23 protein-coding genes are annotated in these 19,195 nt (G+C 63.3%); 12 read left to right on the top strand and 11 right to left on the bottom strand.

Features of this window, described 5'->3' with window-relative positions:
• Positions 1-43: 43 nt before the first annotated feature.
• Together HY852_RS17110 and HY852_RS17105 are read right to left on the bottom strand one after the other, a co-directional pair.
• The gene (locus tag HY852_RS17110) at positions 44-652 is read right to left on the bottom strand and encodes a nitrous oxide reductase accessory protein NosL (protein WP_291605963.1); all 609 of its coding nucleotides are present in this window, start codon (positions 650-652) and stop codon (positions 44-46) included.
• Between the two features lie 72 nt (positions 653-724).
• Positions 725-1,129, bottom strand: coding sequence for a hypothetical protein (locus HY852_RS17105; RefSeq protein ID WP_291605962.1), 405 nt, complete (start codon positions 1,127-1,129; stop codon positions 725-727).
• A 289-nt stretch (positions 1,130-1,418) separates the two neighbouring features.
• Between HY852_RS17105 and HY852_RS17100 the strand changes: the two genes are divergently transcribed.
• From HY852_RS17100 to HY852_RS17070, 7 genes are all read left to right on the top strand, one after another.
• Positions 1,419-1,796, top strand: a complete 378-nt coding sequence (locus tag HY852_RS17100) for a thioredoxin family protein (protein WP_291605961.1) — start codon at positions 1,419-1,421, stop codon at positions 1,794-1,796.
• Positions 1,797-1,798: 2 nt separating this feature from the next.
• A complete protein-coding gene (locus HY852_RS17095; RefSeq protein WP_291605960.1) occupies positions 1,799-2,524 on the top strand; it encodes a cytochrome c biogenesis CcdA family protein in 726 nt (241 codons plus the stop codon).
• A gap of 34 nt (positions 2,525-2,558) precedes the next feature.
• Complete coding sequence (locus tag HY852_RS17090; protein WP_291605959.1) at positions 2,559-2,768, top strand: hypothetical protein; 210 nt, start codon at positions 2,559-2,561, stop codon at positions 2,766-2,768.
• Between the two features lie 138 nt (positions 2,769-2,906).
• Positions 2,907-3,647, top strand: coding sequence for a hypothetical protein (locus HY852_RS17085; RefSeq protein WP_291605958.1), 741 nt, complete (start codon positions 2,907-2,909; stop codon positions 3,645-3,647).
• A 220-nt stretch (positions 3,648-3,867) separates the two neighbouring features.
• Entirely contained in the window at positions 3,868-4,503 is a 636-nt protein-coding gene (locus HY852_RS17080) for a sigma-70 family RNA polymerase sigma factor (protein WP_291605957.1), read from the top strand.
• Positions 4,500-5,168 carry an NrsF family protein gene (locus HY852_RS17075; RefSeq protein ID WP_291605956.1) on the top strand — a complete coding sequence of 223 codons (669 nt, stop codon included), beginning with the start codon at positions 4,500-4,502 and terminating at the stop codon, positions 5,166-5,168. Before HY852_RS17080 ends, HY852_RS17075 begins: the two co-directional genes overlap by 4 nt.
• A gap of 327 nt (positions 5,169-5,495) precedes the next feature.
• Positions 5,496-7,184, top strand: a complete 1,689-nt coding sequence (locus HY852_RS17070; RefSeq protein ID WP_291605955.1) for a methyl-accepting chemotaxis protein — start codon at positions 5,496-5,498, stop codon at positions 7,182-7,184.
• 33 nt (positions 7,185-7,217) lie between these two features.
• On the opposite strand, the gene HY852_RS17065 is transcribed toward HY852_RS17070, so the two are convergent.
• The 5 genes from HY852_RS17065 to HY852_RS17045 all read right to left on the bottom strand — a co-directional run bounded on the left by HY852_RS17065 (position 7,218) and on the right by HY852_RS17045 (position 11,337).
• A complete protein-coding gene (locus tag HY852_RS17065; protein ID WP_291605954.1) occupies positions 7,218-7,820 on the bottom strand; it encodes a hypothetical protein in 603 nt (200 codons plus the stop codon).
• Positions 7,821-8,020: 200 nt separating this feature from the next.
• Positions 8,021-8,764, bottom strand: a complete 744-nt coding sequence (locus HY852_RS17060; protein ID WP_291605953.1) for a CoA-transferase — start codon at positions 8,762-8,764, stop codon at positions 8,021-8,023.
• Positions 8,765-8,770: 6 nt separating this feature from the next.
• Complete coding sequence (locus tag HY852_RS17055; protein WP_291605952.1) at positions 8,771-9,583, bottom strand: CoA transferase subunit A; 813 nt, start codon at positions 9,581-9,583, stop codon at positions 8,771-8,773.
• Positions 9,584-9,745: 162 nt separating this feature from the next.
• Positions 9,746-10,756, bottom strand: a complete 1,011-nt coding sequence (locus HY852_RS17050; protein ID WP_291605951.1) for an aldo/keto reductase — start codon at positions 10,754-10,756, stop codon at positions 9,746-9,748.
• Positions 10,757-10,902: 146 nt separating this feature from the next.
• Complete coding sequence (locus HY852_RS17045) at positions 10,903-11,337, bottom strand: PaaI family thioesterase (protein WP_291605950.1); 435 nt, start codon at positions 11,335-11,337, stop codon at positions 10,903-10,905.
• Between the two features lie 59 nt (positions 11,338-11,396).
• Here HY852_RS17045 and HY852_RS17040 point away from each other — a divergent pair, with 59 nt between their 5' ends.
• From HY852_RS17040 to HY852_RS17020, 5 genes are all read left to right on the top strand, one after another.
• A complete protein-coding gene (locus HY852_RS17040) occupies positions 11,397-12,026 on the top strand; it encodes a CoA pyrophosphatase (RefSeq protein WP_291605949.1) in 630 nt (209 codons plus the stop codon).
• A gap of 46 nt (positions 12,027-12,072) precedes the next feature.
• Positions 12,073-13,269: a hypothetical protein gene (locus HY852_RS17035; RefSeq protein ID WP_291605948.1), complete on the top strand. Its 1,197-nt coding sequence runs from the start codon at positions 12,073-12,075 to the stop codon at positions 13,267-13,269.
• A 670-nt stretch (positions 13,270-13,939) separates the two neighbouring features.
• Positions 13,940-14,353, top strand: a complete 414-nt coding sequence (locus HY852_RS17030) for a response regulator (protein ID WP_291605947.1) — start codon at positions 13,940-13,942, stop codon at positions 14,351-14,353.
• 136 nt (positions 14,354-14,489) lie between these two features.
• On the top strand, positions 14,490-14,720 hold the full coding sequence (gene nrtS / locus HY852_RS17025) for a nitrate/nitrite transporter NrtS (protein ID WP_291605946.1): 231 nt from the start codon (positions 14,490-14,492) through the stop codon (positions 14,718-14,720).
• Between the two features lie 925 nt (positions 14,721-15,645).
• On the top strand, positions 15,646-15,852 hold the full coding sequence (locus HY852_RS17020) for a hypothetical protein (protein WP_291605945.1): 207 nt from the start codon (positions 15,646-15,648) through the stop codon (positions 15,850-15,852).
• Between the two features lie 206 nt (positions 15,853-16,058).
• Here HY852_RS17020 and HY852_RS17015 read toward each other — a convergent pair whose 3' ends face one another.
• Genes HY852_RS17015 through HY852_RS17000 form a run of 4 tightly spaced genes read right to left on the bottom strand, consistent with a single transcriptional unit; the run spans position 16,059 to position 18,640 of the window.
• On the bottom strand, positions 16,059-16,574 hold the full coding sequence (locus tag HY852_RS17015; protein ID WP_291606035.1) for a DoxX family protein: 516 nt from the start codon (positions 16,572-16,574) through the stop codon (positions 16,059-16,061).
• A 20-nt stretch (positions 16,575-16,594) separates the two neighbouring features.
• Positions 16,595-17,380 (bottom strand): DNA-binding domain-containing protein, encoded by a 786-nt coding sequence (locus tag HY852_RS17010; protein WP_291605944.1) that lies wholly within the window; start codon positions 17,378-17,380, stop codon positions 16,595-16,597.
• On the bottom strand, positions 17,367-18,290 hold the full coding sequence (locus HY852_RS17005; protein ID WP_291605943.1) for a DUF692 domain-containing protein: 924 nt from the start codon (positions 18,288-18,290) through the stop codon (positions 17,367-17,369). The genes HY852_RS17010 and HY852_RS17005 overlap by 14 nt, the downstream gene beginning before the upstream one ends.
• A gap of 44 nt (positions 18,291-18,334) precedes the next feature.
• Complete coding sequence (locus HY852_RS17000) at positions 18,335-18,640, bottom strand: DUF2282 domain-containing protein (protein WP_291605942.1); 306 nt, start codon at positions 18,638-18,640, stop codon at positions 18,335-18,337.
• Positions 18,641-19,195 lie beyond the last annotated feature (555 nt).

Here is a 19,195-nt window from a genome sequence, read left to right as displayed (position 1 = left end):
GCTTCTCAGGGAGAGAGGGCGGTGCGTTCGTTCGGCGTTTGCCTTACATCTTTTTGCGGATTTCGCTGCGACGCTGACGCAGCATGATCGTGTCATCGGCCATCAACAGGTAGGCCTTGCGTAGCGCAGCGTCGAAGGCGATCGCCTCCGCTTGGGGACTTGCCTTGGCGACCGCCTCGGCTTTGGCCTTGTCGGCGTAGGCGAGGACGGAGACCTTGGTCATGACGCCGGGCTTGGAGGGATCGACTACATAGGTCGCCTTGTCCACGTTGACGAGCGGCTTCAACTGCGCCTCGGTGCCGGCATCGCCGGCATAGATGGCCTTGGGGCCGCGATCCATGTTGATGGAAAGCCCGATGGCGGCGCAGTGCAGCGAGCAGGTACCGTCGATCGCATCGTCCTCATAGACGATCAGATGGCGGGAATGGGTGAACTTTGCCCGTTCCATGCCGCAATAGCGGCAGCGCGGATATTTCTTCAGTTCGTCCGTCAGGGGATCCTTGTCCTTGGGCAGATCCTTGATGAGGCCGAATTGATCGGTCCACTGCACGGGAGACAGCGGCTTGTCTTCGCTCCGGGCGGGCGAAGTCGCGAACAGCGCGGTCATGGCGCCGGCCGCCATTAAGGCGCGGCGGTTGATGATGTCGGTCATGGGTTAGCTTCCGTCTTCTGAATGACAAGATAGGTCGACCCCACCGCCGGAGCGACGGGTCGGTGCGCGATGTCAGGCGAAGAAGGAAGATGGCGGCCCGCGCGTGACGCCGTAGCGCAGGAGAAGCCTGGATATGATGCCCCTATCGACTTCGGCCAAGGTCGGCGCTCGGGTCGGCTCGACCGGCGGGATATGGACGGGCGGCAAAGGTGCCATCCCGTGTGCCGCGACCTTGACGGCCTGACAGACGACGCAGGGCGACACCGTCTTCTTCGGCAATCCCCCTTCATCATGAGGCGGCAACGCCTCGTCGCCCTGAATACAGAGAGAGAGCAGGCCGATCTGGTCGAGAGCGAGGGTGGGCTCGCCAACGGTTGCCGCCTGCATCGCCAGATGGCTGGCTGTGGCGGCGACCTGCATGACCAGCGCCAGCAACGCCAGGCACGCCGCGGCGAGACTGCGGCGCAGAGCTGACAAGGCGGGCTTTCGGTGTCGCTGCATATCCCCGCTTGAATGTGCGATTGGCAAGAGGATGGATCGGTCGTCGTGGCGGGCGAGACCAGGAACATGCTCCGACAAAGGGCCGAACGCGCTGACCTATGTCAATGCGCGTTACCCGGAAGTATATTCCGGAAGGACAGCTGGCGGCGGCCGATCGAAGCTTTTGTTGTTCTCCGTGGCATCCCCTGTAACCTTTCCCATTCTCCGAACGAACTGTTTGCGGTGAGGCCTTCGAGCCTGTGCAGCATCGACGGAGAGATGAAACATGATTCCCCGGATCTACCTCGCCATGGCGGTTGCCGCGGCCTTGTTGCTGTCTCCATTTGCGCGGGCGGGCCAGCCGTTCGACGCCAAGGCATTTCAATCTGCTCAGGCCGCGGACAAGGCGATCCTCGTGGACATAACCGCATCCTGGTGCCCGACCTGCAGGCAGCAGCGGCCCGTCATTGAGCAGATCGGCCAGGAGAAGCCGAGTCTCGTCGTCTACGAAGTCGACTTCGACACGGCGAAGGACGTGTTGAAGCGCTTCCGTGTCCAGTACCAGAGCACTTTGATCGTCTTCCGTGGTGCCAAGGAAGTCGCGCGCTCCACGGGCGACACCGATCCTTCAGCCATTCGCGCCTTGATCGCCAGGGCGTTCTGAGCATGGCCGGTCTTCCCAGCCTGGGCCTCGGCTACGCCGCGGGCGCATTGTCGACGCTGTCGCCTTGCGTGCTGCCGATCCTGCCCATCGTGCTGTTTGGCGCGATCGAGCGCCATCGGTGGGGACCCTTGGCGCTGGCCGCGGGATTGTCGAGTTCCTTCGCAGTCGTCGGAATCGTGCTCGCGACGGTCGGCTTCAACATCGGCATCGATGCTTCGGTGCTGCGCCTCGCAATCGCGGCTCTGATGGTGGCGATGGGGATCGTCCTGCTGGTGCCGGCCTATCAGGGCGGCCTGGCAACGCTCGCGGCGCCGGTTGCAACGAGGGGGCAGCTTCTGCTCGACCGCTTGCAGCCGTCGGGACTGGCCGGCCAGTTCGTCACCGGCGCGCTGCTCGGAGTGATCTGGTCGCCGTGCTCGGGTCCGACGCTGGGAGCCGCGGTTGGGCTCGCCGCGCAGGGCAGCAACATCGCGAGTGCGACTACGACCATGGTCAGCTTTGGCCTTGGCGCCGCAACGCCGATGCTCGCGCTGGCCTACGGCTCGAGACATGCCATTTTGGCGCGGCGCGACGGCATGGCTCGTCTTTCACAGATCGGCAAGCCGCTGGTCGGCGCGGCCTTCATCTTCATCGGAGCCATTGTGCTCACCGGCATCGACAAGATCGTCGAGGCTTCCCTGACACGCGCCATGCCGGACTGGCTGGCGACCGTGACGACGCGGTTGTGACCTCGTCGATTTTTCCAAACCAAAGGAGACCTGGATGGCTACGCTCAAGCAATCACTCAAGACGCTCGGCTCGATTGCCGCGATCGGCGGCATGATCGCCGCGGCTCCGCTTCCGGCGGCAGCGCAGAAAACGAATCCCTGTGCGCCCAAGGCCGGTGCCGCCAACCCGTGCGCGCCGAAGACCACGAAGGCGTCCAATCCCTGCGCGCCCAAGGCCGGCAATCCCTGCGCGCCGAAGAAATAGCACGCGGCCGATTTCGTCATTGCGAGCGAAGCGAAGCAATCCAGACTGTTTCTCGCGTAGAGATGCTGGATTGCTTCGTCGCTTCGCGCCGACAAATGCTGATCGTTTTGAAGAGTGAGCTCATTCGACGGAGGCGCCATGACAAAAACAACCGCTGGGGAGACACTCCCGGGAAGCGCGCGGCTCTCGCGCGAAGTGCTTGCGCGCATGGCGGATGCCGCGGTCATTGCGGTCGATTGCATCCACGCGCTTCACGAGCAGAAGAGCAATCTCGTCATGGAAGCCTTGCGCGGCAGCGATAGTTTCACCGAGTGGGATCATTATCCGGCAAATGACGCGCGGGATCCGCTGTCCCATGCGCACTACTTCCTTCACGCGCATTCGCCGGAAGGTCGTGATCGGCCGGACTACGCTCATTTTCACACTTTCATGCGGGTGAAGGGCATGCCGCCGGGAATTCGGCCCGTCGATGTCGGCGCGCAAACAGGCGAAGCCGGCGGCGAGCCGATGTCGCATCTCGTTGCGATTTCAATGACGCCGTCGGGCATGCCGGAGCGGCTGTTCACGACCAACCGCTGGGTGACCGCGGAAACCTGGTACCGGGCGCCGGACGTCATCGCCATGCTCGATGGCTTTGTCCTTGAACTCGACGAGCCATCCCCCCTCCTGAACCGCTGGCTCACCGCCATGCTCGTGCTGTTCAGGCCGCACATCGAACACCTGCTCATCGAGCGCGATGCCGCCGTCGAGCGCTGGCGGAGATTGCATCCGGGGGTAGACGTGTTCGAGGACCGGCGCCTGGACATCACGTCCTCGCTCGATATTTCACTTCACCAGCACGTCGCCTGGCTCGACAGCCGGCTCGAGGCCTGTTCGTGAGCGGAGTGCCGATGCCGTCGAATTTTGCAGCTTAGGCGTAACTTTCGTGCCCCCTCCGACGAATTAACTGTCAGAGGCCGGCCGCGTGAGACGCGAGGGCGTCCCTGATGAAGCACAGGCGAACCGGGCGCATAACGGTATTTGAGGGTGGCGAGATGGTGAAATGGCCCGGCACGGGCATGGCTGCTCGGGCGCGAGCCGGGGGCGGAGGCTGTGGTCGATGATCCGCGATCGTAATCGCCGCGCGACGCCCTTGAGACTCGTGGATAGCGACGAGAGGCCAGGGGCGCACGAGGTGGCGCCTTCAGCGCGCGACCTCGACTGGACCATTCTCATGGCCCGCGCTCAGGATGGTGACCGTGCCGCCTACCTCCGGGTGTTGCAGGAGGTCACACCCTATCTGCGTTCGCTCGCGGCGCGTCGACACCGCGATCCGCATGACATCGAAGACGCCGTGCAGGACATATTGCTGACCATCCATTCCATCCGGCAGACCTACGATCCGGCCCGCCCCTTCGGCCCGTGGCTGGCAACGATCGCCAATCGCCGCCTCATCGACCGATTGCGTCGCCAGGGCCGCAGGAAAAACCGCGAGATCACCCTGACGCTAGATCATGAGGCCGTTTCCGCGCCGGAAGCACACCTCGACCACAGTCCGGACCGCCACGAATTGGCGAAAGCGATCAACGATCTTCCTCCGATGCAGCAGCAGGCGCTGCGCCTGCTCAAGATCAAGGAGATGTCATTGAAGGAGGCCGCGGCCGTGAGCGGGGTTTCGATCGCATCTCTCAAGGTCAACGTTCACCGAGCCATGAAGAGCCTTCGCAAGATGCTGCTCGACCGGAGCGAGCCATGATCACGACACCCGACCTCATTGCATCGCTGGCCACGCGCATGACGCCGGTGCGGCGGCTGCGGCCTCCGGCGTTTCGGGCCGCAGGCTGGCTGCTGCTTGCAGCCATCATTCTGGCGCTGCTGGCCGTCAATCAGGGGATTCGCCCGGACCTTGTCGAGCGGTTGCGCGAGCCGGCGTTTGCCCTGCGCATGCTGGGCGCGGTCCTTACCGCCATCCTGGCAGCCATCGCCGCCTTCATGGTCAGCCTCCCCGACCGGTCGCGGTTGTGGCTGCTTCTGCCGGCGCCGGCACTTGCCATCTGGCTCTTGAACATCGGTTACCAGTGCCTCACCGACTGGATCGCCATCGGCCCCGAGGGAATGAGCCCGGGGGAGGCGGCGCGTTGCTTTGCGACGCTGGTGCTGACCAGCCTGCCATTGTCGCTCACGATGCTGGTGATGCTGCGCTACTCCGCTTCCCTCCGTCCGACCGCCGTTGCCTTGATGGGCAGCCTCGCTATTGCCGCGATCACCGCGACGGCGCTGTCGCTGTTTCACACCATCGATGCCTCGCTGATGATCCTGATGTGGAATGTCGGGACGGCAGCCATGTTCGTTGGCCTCGCAGGCACCTTCGGCCGCCGAATGTTCGAATGGGTTGCCTTGCGATCCTGCCGGCGGAATTGACGCCCCCCTGATGGCAGCGGTCTCCGCCTCCCGGGACGGGTCTTTCCGGTGCCTGCCGAGACCGGATCCGACTCGCGCGTTGATACTGATTTGCAAATGCTGCCCGTTTAAATCGATTTGTCTGCAGCGGCATTCGGCGGCGAAAGGTCTTGTTAAGCCAAATCCGTGAAATTGAGCCTGTCTCGTTAGGGATGATTTCAGCGTGGTCGGGCCTTGCCCGCCGACGGCTCGGTCGACGTGCTGCGTGGCGTGGAAATGCGTTTCTGATTTAGCTGATTGATCCGGACCAGAGATCCGCTGTTGCCCGCCGAGGAACGAGAGGCTTCGATGCTGTCCAAATGGTCGATCCGCGCGAAAATCACGAGCGCCATCGCGTTGCTGCTGTTTGTCGTGGCCGGCATGGGCGGGCTTGCGATCAGGGGCATCCAGATAACCAATGCGCATACGGTGGAGATAGCCCAGGAGTGGCTGCCGCGCGTGCGTGTTCTCGGCGAAATTAGAGCCGAGATGGCAACTTACCGTGTAGCGTTGCGCGATCACTTGCTGGCTGAGAGCGCGGAGGACAAGGCGGCCGCCGACGAGGCGGTGAAGGCGGCGATCGAGAAGATCGACGGCCGTCGCAAGGTCTACGAGGCCCTGTTATCCTCGCCGGAAGAGAAAGATATCTACAAAGAGTGGTCGGATCAGTGGGGCGACTACGTCCGCGTTGCGACGGACGCCCTCGACCTGTCGCGCAAGGCTGCCGGCGGGGCGGCCACTGAAGCCAGGGACTATCTGGTCGCAGCCGGTCCGGCGGCGAGCGCGCTGGACGAGGTCCTCCAGAAGGGTATCGACCTCAGCAACGCCGGATCCGATACCGAGACGAAGAAGGCGGCGAACGGATTTACGCTTGGGATCGCGCTCATGGCCGGCGTTGTGCTCCTGGCGCTGGTTTGCGGATTCATTGCCGGTCTCTTCATCGTCAGGGATGTCTCGCGCGGAATCAGCTCGATCGTGATGCCGATGCAGGCGCTTGGCAGGGGCGATCTTGACGTTGAAGTTCCGCACCGGGGAGACAAGACCGAGATCGGGACGATGGCCGACGCGCTGCAGATCTTCAAGGAGGAGCTCATCGCGAAGAAGGAGGCCAATGAGGCGGCTACCCGCGACGCCGAAGCGAAGATCGAGCGCGGCCGTCGTGTCGATGCGATCACGCGCAGTTTCGAGACGATGATCGGGGAAATCGTCAAAACGGTCTCTTCTGCATCGACCGAGCTGGAAACCGCCGCGAGCACGCTCGCGACGACCGCCGAACAGGCGCAGAAGCGCTCTACGGCTGTGGCGGAGGCCTCGGAAGAGGCAACCACCAACGTTCAGTCCGTGGCCGGCGCCACGGAGGAGCTTTCGTCGTCCGTCGGCGAGATCAGCCGCCAGGTGCAGGAATCCGCGCGCATTGCGGCAGATGCGGTCGGGCAGGCCCGCAAGACCAACGATAAGGTCGCAGAGCTCTCCAGGTCGGCCGCCCGCATAGGTGACGTCATTGAGCTGATCGACAACATTGCCGAAGAGACCAATTTGCTGGCCCTCAATGCGACGATCGAGGCGGCCCGCGCCGGAGAGGCCGGGCGCGGATTCGCGGTGGTTGCTTCCGAAGTCAAGGCGTTGGCCGAGCAGACCGGCAAGGCGACGACCGAGATCGGACAGCAGATTACCGGCATTCAGGCCGCCACCAAGGAGTCCGTCGGCGCCATCAAGGAAATCAGCGACGTCATCGAGAAACTGTCCGAGATTTCGTCGACCATTGCGGCAGCCGTCGAAGAACAGGGCGCGGCCACCCAGGAGATCGCCCGCAACGTGCAGCATGCGGCGGTCGGCACGCAGGAGGTATCCTCGAACATCGTTGACGTTCAGCGTGGCGCGACGGAGACGGGCTCTGCCTCGGCGCGAGTGCTTGCTTCGGCGAAGTCGCTCGCGGCGGACAGCAACCGTCTCAAGATCGAGGTCGACAAATTCCTGACCTCGGTAAGAGCTGCGTGATCGAAAAGGCGCTTGCCTGAAGGCGGCTGCGCCTCACTTGAACGGATCCGAAATCGTCGGCGCCGATTGCCGCACGCGTCGGACGCTGACCGGCGAGCCGTCGGACTCGAACAGGAGCTCGTACTTGTGGCCGTTGCTGTCGGTTGCCGAGCAGGTGATGCTCGAGACCTGCCGGGCGGCGAAATTCCCGAACTGCCGGCACACGCCGGTCGACGTTTCCTCGGAAGGCACCGGCAGGCCGTCCACCCTGGGACGGTGCTTGGAGTACGGCAGCATCCGGTCGATCGGCAGCTCGTAGGAATTGTCGTCCGACCGCTTGCCGTTCTCCCCCGAGAAGGAGACGACGTGGCTGTCGTCGCCGGGGTCGTCGATCGCGACGGCGAAATTGACCCGGCCTTTCCCGCTATGGGCATAGGCCACCGCCTTGCAGCCGAACTCGCGCCCCGCGACCTTCAGCGTCGGGCACTTGCCCGACATCAGCGCGAGGAGGTCGATATAGAGCTCCTGCCGCTCGGCCTGCGCGGCGACGGGCAGGGCCGGGTCGAGTCCGGCCGGTGCCGGGGAGGATGGCCCGGCCAGCGCCGGCACTGCCAGGGCAATGAAGGCAAGGGGCAGGACTTGCCAATAGATGCGCATCATTGGGCTCGGGCCACCGGGCACGGGCCGGCGTTTCGCATCATGAACTGGCTGGGATCCGCTGTTTGTGCGAAGCACATAGCCCGCCCTTCCGGATTCGCCCGGCCTGCCCCAGCGGGAAACCCGCAGCGCCTTTATAGGTTCCCCAGTAGCCGGATCGCGATGTTTTTTTCGTGGCAGAGGGCGGGCTGCGCTGTTGATCAGGCGGCCTGCTTCATCGTCCGGGCAAAGGCCGGGTACGACTCGGCGAGCTCGTCCAGGATTCGCCCGCGGATCAGGGACTGCGTCGCGGCGTCCGGGCCAGGCGTGGTCGGCACCGTCGCGGGCTGTTCATAGTCGAAGCCGGTATTGGCCCTGATGTCGGCGGAGCTGAAGCCGGGGTGCACCGAGCGCAAGCGGAAGCAGCCAGCTTCGCGGTCGAAATCGAAAAGCGCCATGTTGGTCAAGAGCGCATGCGGCCCGCCGCGGCGGGCGACTTCCGGCGTCGTCGCCTTGGCGCTGACGAAATCGACCTTGGGAACGAACACGCGCGAGGAGTGCTCCTCGCGGAACAGGATGACGCGCGGAACGAGGTGATAGAGATAGGCCGAGCCGAACGAGCCCGGCCAACGCACGTCCGTCCTCGGATATTCGCCGATGCCGACCAGGTTGATGTTGCCCGCGCCGTCGATCTGACCGCCGCCGAGAAAGAAGGCGTCGATGCGGCCCTGCGCGGCGCAGTCGAAGATCTCGACCGCGCCATTGGTGAAGAAGTTGTGCTTCTGCGATCCCAGCACCGAGATGCGGACCGGCGGCTTGCCCGCCGCCTCGTTGCGCGCGCGCAGCAGCATGGCGCCGGCCGCCGGAATCGGCGAAGAGGCGCCGACCGCGACATGGCGGATGCCGTCGAGCAGGTCGGCGATGGCGGTGATGAGGATCTCTTTTCTCTCGAGCTCGCTTGCCATCTGCGTTTACGCCACCTGCTTGCGCCGGGTGAGAAAGCCGGACAGATAGGCGCGGAAACCTTCCTCGGTGCGTGCCATCGCGGCATAGCGCGCGACTTCCGCATCATCGCCGGGATATTCGTCCCACAATGACATCGGCCAGGCGCCGCGCGGGGCGACGGCGACCGCGTCGACATAGAGCGAGGGCAACACGGCCGCTGCCGCATCCTCGGTCTCGAGCAGGTTGCGATCGACGATGCGCTCGACGGTGACCAGCGCGCGTTTGGCGGCATAGGCCATCTCGGCGAGTTCGCGTCGGCGGCCGATGCGGATGTTGCCGGCGCGGTCGGCTTCGGGGGCGTGAAACAGTGTCACGTCCGGCGTGATCGCCGGCACGACCACCACCTTGCGCAGCTCCCCGACCGGACTGTCGATCACCTTCCAGTCGGGCCGCACCCGCAGGAGATCGCTGCCGATGATGCCGGCGATCGGCATGAAGGGCACGCCCTTCTGTCCGGCGAGCAGGCCGGCGAGGATCGCGGGGCAGGTGGAATCGTGCAAAGCGAACGCGCCGCTGCGCACGCCTGCGGTGAAGCGCGGAGCGCCACCGGCCTCACCAAGAGAAACGGCGCTGGTCTCGAGTGCCGACACCGCGCCGGCGCCGATGAGAAGGTCCGCCTGCATGCCGCTGATCGGCACGCACACGACCTTTAGGTCGCGGATACCGGCTTCGAGCAGGGCGGCGGTGGCTGCCATCGCCACGCCCTCGACGGGAATGGCAAGCGATTGGCCCGGCTGGATGCGCGCAACCAGCGCGTCCAGCGAAACGATGTCGGTCATGGAATTTCCCCCCAGCCTTTGTCTGCTTGTAGCGCGATTTTCACAAAGGCGACAACGGCCGCGCGCCTCATAGATCGAGAAACGACGGTTCTGCGGCCATTCGATACCGCTCGCCGACGTGCCGGCGCGTCGCTTCGACGCAAGTCGACAAGGATGGTTCGATCAGCCCGTCCGCGGCCGCCGGCCTTCGATCGGATAGGCCGGATCGTTGTAGCCCGGCGTGGAAGGATGCCCCGGCGCAACGAGGCGGTCGATCAGCGCCTCGTCCTCGGCGGTGAAGCGATAATCGAGCGCGCGGATGTAATCGTCCCACTGTTCTTCGGTGCGGGGGCCCGCGATGACGGCGCTGACGAAGGATGAGTTCAGGACCCACGCCACCGCGAACTGGCCGGCGGTGATACCCTTCTTCTCGGCATGCTGCTTGATCTCCTGCGCGAGCTTCAGTGACTCCGGGCGCCACTCGGTCTGCATCATGCGGGTATCGTTGCGCCCCGCGCGCGTGTCCTTGTCCGGCGGCGCGTCGGCTTGGTACTTGCCGGTCAAGACGCCGCGCGCCAGCGGGCTGTAGGGCACGATGCCCAGGCCGTAATAGGCGCAGGCCGGAAAGTGCTCGACCTCCGGCATCCGGTTCATAGCGTTGTAATAGGGCTGGCTCACCACGGGACGGTCGATGCCGAGCCGGTCGCAGATGTTGCAGATCTCCGCCACGCGCCAGGCGCGGTAGTTCGACAGGCCGAAATAGCGCACCTTGCCCTGTCGGATCAGATCGCCGATCGCGCGCACCGTTTCCTCCATCGGCGTCGCATGATCTTCCTTGTGCAGATAATAGATGTCGATGAAGTCGGTGCCGAGGCGCCTCAGGCTTTCTTCGGCGGCTTGCAGCACCCAGCGCCGCGACAGACCGCTGCGGTTGGGATCATCGCCCATGGGATTGGCGAGCTTCGTGGCAAGTACCCACGCATCGCGGTGGTTGGCGATGGCGTGGCCGATGACCTCTTCCGATGCGCCCTTGGCGTAGGCATCCGCGGTGTCGATGAAGTTGACGCCGGCCTCGCGTGCCCTGGCGATGATGCGCACCGATGTTGCCTCGTCGGTCGGTCCGCCGAACATCATGGTGCCGAGGCAGATCGGCGAGACCTTGAGGCCGCTGCGGCCGAGCTGGCGATACTGCATGGGTTCCTCACGAGCGGTCTGAGGGCGAGCTTATCCACTATGCTCCGTCATTGCGAGCGAAGCGAAGCAATCCAGGAATGTCTCCGCGGAGATAGTCTAGATTGCTTCGTCGTTATCGCTCCTCGCAATGACAAAGGACTGCAAAGTCACTCGCCCTTCAAGAACTTGAACACGCCGTTGGCCATCGCGATGCAGCGGTCGGCGACAAAGACTTCGGTGCTCATGAAGATGAGACTGCGCGTTGCACGCACCACCCGTGGCCGCGAGATCAGGATCTCGCCGATATTGCCGGCTTCGAGGAAATGCGTGTCCAGCTGCACGGTCGCCATGAACTGCCGGCCCGAGACGTGGCGCGCCGTCATGCCGCAGGTACGGTCGGCGAAGGTCATCAGCACGCCGCCCTGGACCCGGCCGCGCCGGTTGTGGTGCTTGTCCTCGGTAGGCAGCGCGAACTCGTAGCGGCCGTCGACCTCGCGCTCCCACAGCGGACCGATCAGGCTCAGGAAGCCCGTGGTTTCGACGATCCTCCAACCCTCGGATTTGAGCTTTGCGGTGGTCTTGGTCGGCATTTCCGCGTCCATTGAAGGGAAGGCGTATCAGCGTCATTTCATCGGGCGCGGTCGTGGTGTAGTCAAGCGCCATGAGACCTTTCAGCGATGCCACCAGGCGGAATATCGCCTCACTGTGCGCGGCCTTCACGCGCCTGTCGGAGGATGGTCCGGCACTGCCGCTCAAACGCGCGGCGGTGGCAATTGCGCTGACGTCCGCCGGAGCAGGGCAGAGCGAGACCGCGCTGCTTTTGACCAGGCGCGCGTCTCATCTGCGCTCCCATGGTGGCCAGTGGGCGCTGCCCGGCGGACGCTGCGATGACGGCGAGACGGTCGTCGATGCGGCGCTGCGCGAACTCGACGAGGAGCTCGGCGTCCGACTCGAGCCCGATGCCGTGCTCGGCCTGCTCGACGATTATCCGACGCGCTCCGGCTACCTGATCACGCCGGTCGTGGTCTGGACCCCCAGCGAGACCACGATCACTCCCAACCCGCATGAGGTCGCCTCCGTTCACCGCATCGCGCTTCAAACCATCGAACGCGAACACGCTTTCGACTTCGACACCATCCCCGAGAGCACGCGGCGCGTGATCCGCTTTCATGGTCCGGACGAAATGATCCACGCGCCGACCGCGGCGTTGATTTACCAGTTTCGCGAGGTGCTGGCCGGGCGAGACACCCGCGTCGTCGAGCTGGAGCAGCCGGTTTTCGCGTGGAAGTGAGCGGCTTTTAAGCTGACTTGCGCGCGATGCTTGCTACAACGGCGTCATGCTCGACCTACCGATTCGCGCTTCCCTCAATGTCCTCGTGCTGGGGCTTGCCCTGATCGCGCAGCAGGCGTTGGCGCAGGACGCCGGCGCGTTGCCGCCCTCCACCGCCGACGCGCTGGCGCAGGCGGCTTCGCCACAGGCGATCGCGGAGTATCGCCGCAAGCTGAAGGAATATCTGGCGGCTCGGGAAGCCTTCGAGCAGGAAGCGGGCGCCTATTGGAGCCTGATTTCCGAGAGGCGGCGCGGCCGCAACGCCAAGCGGCGCGAGCGTCAGCCGATCACGCTGGATGACTACGTTCTGACCCACCCGCCGGTCTATACCGGGCCGAAGCGGCCGATAAACCCGGATCCCTCCGAAGAGCCGGAGGAGCCGCGCCGGCCGCGCAAATACATTCCCGTAATCGCGGATTTCCTGAAAGCCGCGATCGAGCAGTACCAGTTCGTCCCCCAGCGGCCGGCGGCCGAGGTCGAGTTCAAGCGCGCCTATGCGCGTTATGCCATGCACGCCGGCCTGACGCGCGAGCAGCTGGTGCGGGTCTATTCCTTCGAAACCGGCGGCAACGGCAATCACGACATGCAGTCTGGCGTGCGCAACGGCTCGCGCCCGGCGTCGACCGCGGTCGGCTACAACCAACTCCTGACCACCAACAGCGTCGAGCTGCTCGCCGAGCAGGGCCACGAACTCCTTCGCGCGCTGAACGACAAGGCCGCGCATATGACCGGTGCCGCGCGCAAGGCGATGGACCACAAGATCGCGGTGGTCAGGCGCATGGTCGCCCATGCGCGTTCGGTGCCGGACGAGTGGTCGCAGCACGAGAAGATCGGCGACACGGCGCAGGGCTGGGCCATGCACGCGATGGTGCTCGACGTCGACGTCGGCCCGATGCTGCAAACCCACAAGCTGTTGACGTCGGTGATCTTCGCGCGGGCCAAGGGCTACACCCGCCCGCTCAGCGCGGCCGAGCTCGAGATGATGAATCTCACCGGCGACGGCACTGGTCTGGACATGGTGACGATGCCACAGGCGCTGCGCGAGCAGGTGCCGACCTCGAACTTCTTCCAGCGCGGCGGTTATGAGCGCAACCCGGTCGCCATCCGCCACAACACGGTGGCGAAGCTGCTCGCGGTCACCGACGCCAGGATGGACTCCAACAGCAACCAGCCCGGCGCGAAGGAACTGGCGTTGGCGTTCTAGCGCGCAGATTTGGACGGACCTGCGCCCGCGCCTGCCGCGCTTACCGGGCGCCTAAGTGAGCGACAAGTGCCGCGGCGTTGAGCTCTCTTGTTCCAGATCAATTCGCACCCGCGTTCGCGCCGTAGGATCGGCCGACACGCCCGAGACCCCACTGCATGACCGTTAGCTTAACCCGCGCGGACGCCGCGAGCGGCCCTGAATGCAAGCGCTGCGGCGGTCGGGCCCCTTTGGTCCTCAAAGCCGCTGATCCCCGGAGCGGCAAAACGGTCCGCGTTTACGAGTGTCACTGCGGAGAACTCATCTGGGAGGATGAGCCGTGCGGGTCTACTGTTTTCGCCAGACCTTGATCCCGGTCGAGCGGTTGCATTAGCTGGAATGCCCCTGCCGGCACGGTCGTGAGGCCAGGGAACTCTCGGCAAATATCTTGGCTCAGTGCCAATTTATTTCTTGGAACCTCTGGCCAAATGGCTGTAACGTAAGCATACTAGTATCACTGGTTGTAGCTGGGGTGGCGAGAGTCATCGTCGATTGGTTACCCCGACTCCCGCAGTGGATGCCGCGGCGGATGATGAGCAAGCGTTGCAAACGCTTGGCCGCAACGATCGCAACGACGCGATTGCTGAGATTTCCAAGCTACAAATCAAGGGCGTGACATGCGCCCGAGAGGGCAATGGTCGTGGGAAACAGAAGCGATTCGTTGGTTAACGTGTATGGATGTCGCGTTCTCATCATCGAGGACGAATACTTTCTGGCTGACGAGCTGGACAAGGAGTTGAAGTCCCACGGCGCGAAGATCGTTGGCCCGGTGGGTGATGTTCGCGAGGCGCAGGACCAGATTGCTGTCGGCGAATTCGACGTGGCGATACTCGACGTCAACCTTCGCAACGAGTTCGCGTGGCCGGTTGCGGACGAATTGATGCGTCGACAGATCCCGTTTGCACTCGCCACCGGTTATGGCGTGGAGGCGATCCCCCGGCGATTCTGGAATATCATGCGATGGGAGAAGCCCTGGGAACTCGCTGAAGTGATAAATAGCGTCGGCCAGCTGTGGCGGAGACAAAGCGGGCGCGGCTTCAGGGATTGACCCTTTTTCGCCTCCTGCTCGCCAGATGCGGCCGTGCCGCTTCGTGCCGGCCTTGGACATGCTTGACCGCGAGAGAAGGCTCCAACTTCCGTCTTGGTTGAAGGCGTACTAGAACGTCCGTTTTAACGAGGACGTCATGTCACGCCTGAAACTCGCCATTCAGTATTCGCTTTCCGACGGGATACCCGTTCGGTCCACCTACGTGGCGCTCGTCGTCGGCACTATCCTTAATCTCATCAATCAGGGCGATGCCCTTTTCGGCGCCATGTCGATCAACTGGACGAAGATCGTTTTGACCTACTTCGTGCCCTATGCCGTAAGCACCTACGGCGCCGTTTCCTATCGATTGGCGCGTCCGCAGGAATGAGCGCGAGCAGCCGCAAGCGCCGCGACGGTCGGGCAACTGCTGTTGCTGAGGCAGGCCGCGGCGGACAGCCTTGGAGAGAGACGGCTTGTGGCTCGTTTCCATCCTCGGGCGCTCCGCCAGCTTCTGTCAGCGTGGGCGGTGCGCCGGGGTTCCATTTTGGGAACCGTGCCGCGCAGTTGCGTGTAGCGGCGGCAGGACGAGTCTTTCGCCGCCGGCACTTGCGCGTTTGTTCCTTTCCATCTCCCGCAGCAGCAGACGAGAGGTCGGCAAACCCCGCGCCTGATCCGGGATATTACGGAAATGGTGTGGCCCGCAAACCACAAGCTGCCACTCAGTTTTCCAGCAGAATGACCGCGCAATTGAACGAGAATCAACGAATCAACTAGACCCGTAAACGGGGCTGGGAAGCGGAGAGTACGATGAGAGTTGCTTCCCTGGAGAGTGTATTGGCGGCAGCCACGCTGTTATTGGCTATCGTCGTCTTGCTGTGGGAAATCAAGATTTTCTACGGCGTGTGAACGGGCAGGAGGCTGGTGTCGAACAAGAGACCTCCGCCCAAAGAAGAGGTTCGCGACCAAGGCATCCCTTCCGCGGCGGCGGAAGCCCTGCCGTTTCAATGCTCCGGTGTAACTGCGCGCTGTCCTGCAGCGACAGGGCGAACACATCGTTTCCCCGGAAAGAGGCGAGACTTTTCCATGGACGGCGCAATTGTCATCGAACGCGTGTACACGCGCGACATTCAAGTGCCCTTGGACGCAAATGATCCTGACTTCATTTGCGGTTGGCGGAGTATTCCCGTTCCGCCGTCGCTTGATGGGCTTTGGGTGATATTCGACTGCAGCAAGGACAACGCGACCGGCTGGCGCCGAATCAGGCTCGCTTGACGGTCTCGCCGGGTGAACTCGGCTATAAGGATTGGTTGAGCGTGAGCGACACGCTGTCTGTAAATCATCCTTTCCAGATGATTGGTTTCACTGCGTTGCAACGTGTCCTACGCGCTGCCTGTTGTAGCTTTGCCCTCAGCGCTCATGAAGAGCGAAGTGACAAGCAAGAAGGCGGCGGTGATACGATTCATCACAAGGATGGACCTCATTGTCGAGGGGCAATGGCGCTGCAAACAGTCTCGGAATGAAAAGCGCCTGCCACCAGGGCAGGACCCCATTTAATGCAACCAAGCCTTACAAATGCAATGCCCCGTGGTTGCTGCGACAATGGCGAACACCGTAGTGCTCGGGATGACTGACAAACCCTCAGAGACGCAGTGGAGATTAGCGACCGAGCATGGGTTGCGCCGCGTCAGCTCTGGAGAAGTCTTTGAGGGCTGGCGAGCTCGTCAATTCACCCTGCATTATGGGAATGTCGGCCATTCTCCGGCGCGCGCTGAAGCCGAGACATCAAGTGGTCGATCGATATTCGCCCGGGTCCAAAAGCCATGATGCTCAGAGCCATTGCCGCCCAGGTGATATGGACGGGCCAGCCGTCGGGTACGGTGAGTTCGACGATGGCGGTCATGAACAGCAAACCGAGCGCCGCAAAGCGGGTGGCAAGTCCGAGGACGAGCAGAACCGGGAAAATGATCTCGGCCGATCCGGAGAGGAACGCCATCACGGCCGGCGCCGGAAATGGGTAGGGGCCGCCCGGCAGGTGCAGCATGAACTCGTCAGTGAACAGAGTGACGGCAATATCACTCAGCTTCAAAAAGCCATCCCATTTGAGGATGCCGGAGCGCCAGAACGGCACCGCCAGCGCCACTCGTAACACAAGCTGAACCACGGAGGGCACCGCCACCGCCTGCACCAGGCGGTTCGCCTTGTCGGTCAGGATACCGATCTGCTGAAGGCCCTGACCGGCCATGCCCCATCGATCGGCTCTCATCAGGGTTCTCCGAATGTGACCGCGGTGAATGCGCCCGCCTGGATCAGGCCGGCGATGCCCGCTGCAACATCAAAGGCAGGCGAAATCTCCAGCGTCGATGCGGCGGCCTCGCCGAGCGGTCGCCCCGAGATCAAATGCGTAAGGAATACGGCTCCTCCCGGCGGAAGATGCCGGACAACGACATCATAGTCCGGCCGCGTAATGAGGGCGTCCTCCGGTGAAGCTGCGTTGATCGAGCCCACCGGGTCATTGCTGCGATTGGCTACGAAGATCGTCAGGGCGGAGAACCGCGACCGGACAATTCTTGTGGCCGGATGTGCCGTGAAAACGAGCTCGGCGAGTTGGCATGACGGGACCGCGGCCAAGGATGCTGCCGACAGCGGCTCGGCATCAGCGGCATGATAAGCATCGAGCCATGCCCTCTCCATTCGCGCCGTGTCGGCAAGCCACGGCATCGACCGGGCATACTCATATCGCTCGATAAAGGCGGGAAGATCGCGGCCATAGTCGAACAGCAGCGGCGAGGTGGGTGGAGTGGCGCGGATATGGAAGCGCGCCATGGCGCGGAAGAAGTCGACGCCGGTGACGCGCTGCACGCCGGGGTAAATCGCGGCAAGGGCGTCGATCAGGCTGACCATGACGTTGTTGCGGTAGACGTTGTAGCGCTTGGCCGCAGCCTTTCCGCGGGGGCCCATGACGATGGACGGCGGCTCCCGGTCCGGGCGGAGCAGCGCTGCCGCAAACGCCGGCGCATAGGAGTGTGAGGCGACCTCAAGCAGCGGCATCGCAGTCTCCCGGCAAAGTGGCGGTCCGATAACGGTCAAGGATCTCCTGCGCTGCGGCCGCCTCGGCCCTCAGAATCGGCCATTCTGGAATCTTGCTGTCCCACTCGATGAGCGTCGGGATGGGGCCGGCCCGTCCGATGACGTTCTCGAACAGCCGCCACACGGCGTCCGCGACCGGACAATCGTGACTGTCGATCAGAAGGGGATCTCCCTCGTCGTCCGCCTGTTCGGCATGACCCGCGAGGTGGATTTCGCCAATGCTCGAGAGCGGGAAGTCGGAAAGATAGTCCAGCGCGGAGAAGCCGTGATTGGTTGCCGACACGAAAACGTTGTTGATGTCGAGCAGCAAGCGGCAACCTGTGCGCTGTGCGACACGCCGGATGAACTCCGTCTCGCTCATCGTCGATTCGCGAAACAGGACATAGGTCGACGGGTTTTCCAGAAGGAGGGGGCAGTGGATCGCTTCCTGAACCTCGTCGATGTGATCGCATACCCGGCCAAGGGTCGCCTCGGTATATGGCAAGGGCAGGAGATCGTTGAAATAGGTGGTCTCGTGCGTCGACCAGGCCAGGTGCTCGGAAACCAGAGCCGGCTCATAGCGGTGGACCAGATTGCGGAAGCGTGCCAAGTGCGCTTGATCGAGCGGTTGTCGACCACCGATCGACATGCATACTCCGTGCAGTGACACCGGATAATCGCGACGCACGGCTTCCAGAGCTCGATGCGGCGGTCCTCCAGCCCCCATGTAATTCTCGGCATGGACTTCAAAGAAGCCTCGCTGTCCACCTTCGGCAAGAATCGCGCGGAGGTGCTCATGCTTGAAGCTCGTTCCTGCGCGGCCGCCGATCGGAAACGCCGGAAGGCGAAGAGGCGTTGCCACAGACGCATTTGGGCTCAGCGCTTCGCTCATGTTGTTTCTCCGCCTTCCTGCGATAATCGTGCGTTCTTGCCGCGTCAGATCGGCTTCAGAGAACCATGCTTGCCGTTCGGCAGCTTAATGCTGGCGCAGGTCCCGCCCTGAACGAACTTCCACGCGTTGCCCTGGAAGTCGACGGTCGAGGTGCCTTGGCAGGTCGTGCCGGGGCCCGCGGCGCAATCGTTCTGACCCTTCAGGGCGACGCCGTAACACTTCTCCTTTTGGGCAGCCATGGCGGCTTCCCCCTCGGCTTTCGTCAGCGGGCCGGCGGCGGCAATGGTCGCAAGCGCGGTGGTAACGGCACCGGCGAGGATGAGCGAACTCACAACATTCTTCGCAGACATTGATCTTTTCCTCTCGAGAGTGCTTCGCCAGGCTCGGCGAAGGTGCATCGATTGATTCGTTCCGAGGTCAGCCGCAGTTACCCTCCGGGCTTGTCACGAGTCCGTGAGACCCATTTCTTGCGCGAATGCATTGTCGCTTGGACGACGTATATCGTGATGTTCGTGGTTGGCTATCTCGGTCCCCACTGAGGCGGGGTGCGAGCGCACGCGATCCGCACATCGGATCGAGCCAGCGGAGAAATCATCACCGAATGCCCGCTCGGCTCGATTATCTTCAGCAGCCGGTAACCTTTTGCGGGAAACGGGCGAACTAGCCTCGGATGGTCGTGCATGTCGTCATCAAGGCCAAGCGAGACGGTTCTCCCTGCGTTGACGGCTGGGATCAGGACCGTCGTGTCGCGACGTCAAGCGTTCAACCTGCAGGTCAAATCATCATGGCCACAAGGCGGATGGTTGATCGTCGCCTCGTCCTACGAGGCGGTAAGAAATTGTTTCGGGCACGCGAATCCTTTTCGGCATTTTCAGCCTCTTGCGGGGTGAGGAAGCTCTCCTCGG

The sequence above is a fragment of the Bradyrhizobium sp. genome (assembly GCF_016213215.1).
Classification (GTDB): domain Bacteria; phylum Pseudomonadota; class Alphaproteobacteria; order Rhizobiales; family Xanthobacteraceae; genus Bradyrhizobium.
The sequence above is the reverse complement of the archived record's forward strand: the minus strand, read 5'-3'. Positions and strand labels throughout refer to the sequence as shown.

What these genes read in the sequence shown, in the direction of transcription:
- HY852_RS17080 (WP_291605957.1), top strand. Translation starts at nt 3,868, where the DNA reads ATGATCCGCGATCGTAATCGCCGCGCGACGCCCTTGAGACTCGTGGAT.
- HY852_RS17060 (WP_291605953.1), bottom strand. Translation starts at nt 8,764, where the DNA reads ATGGCAAGCGAGCTCGAGAGAAAAGAGATCCTCATCACCGCCATCGCC.
- HY852_RS17010 (WP_291605944.1), bottom strand. Translation starts at nt 17,380, where the DNA reads ATGCCGCTGCTTGAGGTCGCCTCACACTCCTATGCGCCGGCGTTTGCG.
- HY852_RS17110 (WP_291605963.1), bottom strand. Translation starts at nt 652, where the DNA reads ATGACCGACATCATCAACCGCCGCGCCTTAATGGCGGCCGGCGCCATG.
- HY852_RS17050 (WP_291605951.1), bottom strand. Translation starts at nt 10,756, where the DNA reads ATGCAGTATCGCCAGCTCGGCCGCAGCGGCCTCAAGGTCTCGCCGATC.
- HY852_RS17035 (WP_291605948.1), top strand. Translation starts at nt 12,073, where the DNA reads ATGCTCGACCTACCGATTCGCGCTTCCCTCAATGTCCTCGTGCTGGGG.
- HY852_RS17090 (WP_291605959.1), top strand. Translation starts at nt 2,559, where the DNA reads ATGGCTACGCTCAAGCAATCACTCAAGACGCTCGGCTCGATTGCCGCG.
- HY852_RS17005 (WP_291605943.1), bottom strand. Translation starts at nt 18,290, where the DNA reads ATGAGCGAAGCGCTGAGCCCAAATGCGTCTGTGGCAACGCCTCTTCGC.
- HY852_RS17040 (WP_291605949.1), top strand. Translation starts at nt 11,397, where the DNA reads ATGAGACCTTTCAGCGATGCCACCAGGCGGAATATCGCCTCACTGTGC.
- HY852_RS17065 (WP_291605954.1), bottom strand. Translation starts at nt 7,820, where the DNA reads ATGCGCATCTATTGGCAAGTCCTGCCCCTTGCCTTCATTGCCCTGGCA.
- HY852_RS17000 (WP_291605942.1), bottom strand. Translation starts at nt 18,640, where the DNA reads ATGTCTGCGAAGAATGTTGTGAGTTCGCTCATCCTCGCCGGTGCCGTT.
- HY852_RS17015 (WP_291606035.1), bottom strand. Translation starts at nt 16,574, where the DNA reads ATGGCCGGTCAGGGCCTTCAGCAGATCGGTATCCTGACCGACAAGGCG.
- HY852_RS17070 (WP_291605955.1), top strand. Translation starts at nt 5,496, where the DNA reads ATGCTGTCCAAATGGTCGATCCGCGCGAAAATCACGAGCGCCATCGCG.
- HY852_RS17045 (WP_291605950.1), bottom strand. Translation starts at nt 11,337, where the DNA reads ATGGACGCGGAAATGCCGACCAAGACCACCGCAAAGCTCAAATCCGAG.
- HY852_RS17075 (WP_291605956.1), top strand. Translation starts at nt 4,500, where the DNA reads ATGATCACGACACCCGACCTCATTGCATCGCTGGCCACGCGCATGACG.
- HY852_RS17100 (WP_291605961.1), top strand. Translation starts at nt 1,419, where the DNA reads ATGATTCCCCGGATCTACCTCGCCATGGCGGTTGCCGCGGCCTTGTTG.
- nrtS (WP_291605946.1), top strand. Translation starts at nt 14,490, where the DNA reads ATGTCACGCCTGAAACTCGCCATTCAGTATTCGCTTTCCGACGGGATA.
- HY852_RS17055 (WP_291605952.1), bottom strand. Translation starts at nt 9,583, where the DNA reads ATGACCGACATCGTTTCGCTGGACGCGCTGGTTGCGCGCATCCAGCCG.
- HY852_RS17030 (WP_291605947.1), top strand. Translation starts at nt 13,940, where the DNA reads ATGGTCGTGGGAAACAGAAGCGATTCGTTGGTTAACGTGTATGGATGT.
- HY852_RS17085 (WP_291605958.1), top strand. Translation starts at nt 2,907, where the DNA reads ATGACAAAAACAACCGCTGGGGAGACACTCCCGGGAAGCGCGCGGCTC.
- HY852_RS17095 (WP_291605960.1), top strand. Translation starts at nt 1,799, where the DNA reads ATGGCCGGTCTTCCCAGCCTGGGCCTCGGCTACGCCGCGGGCGCATTG.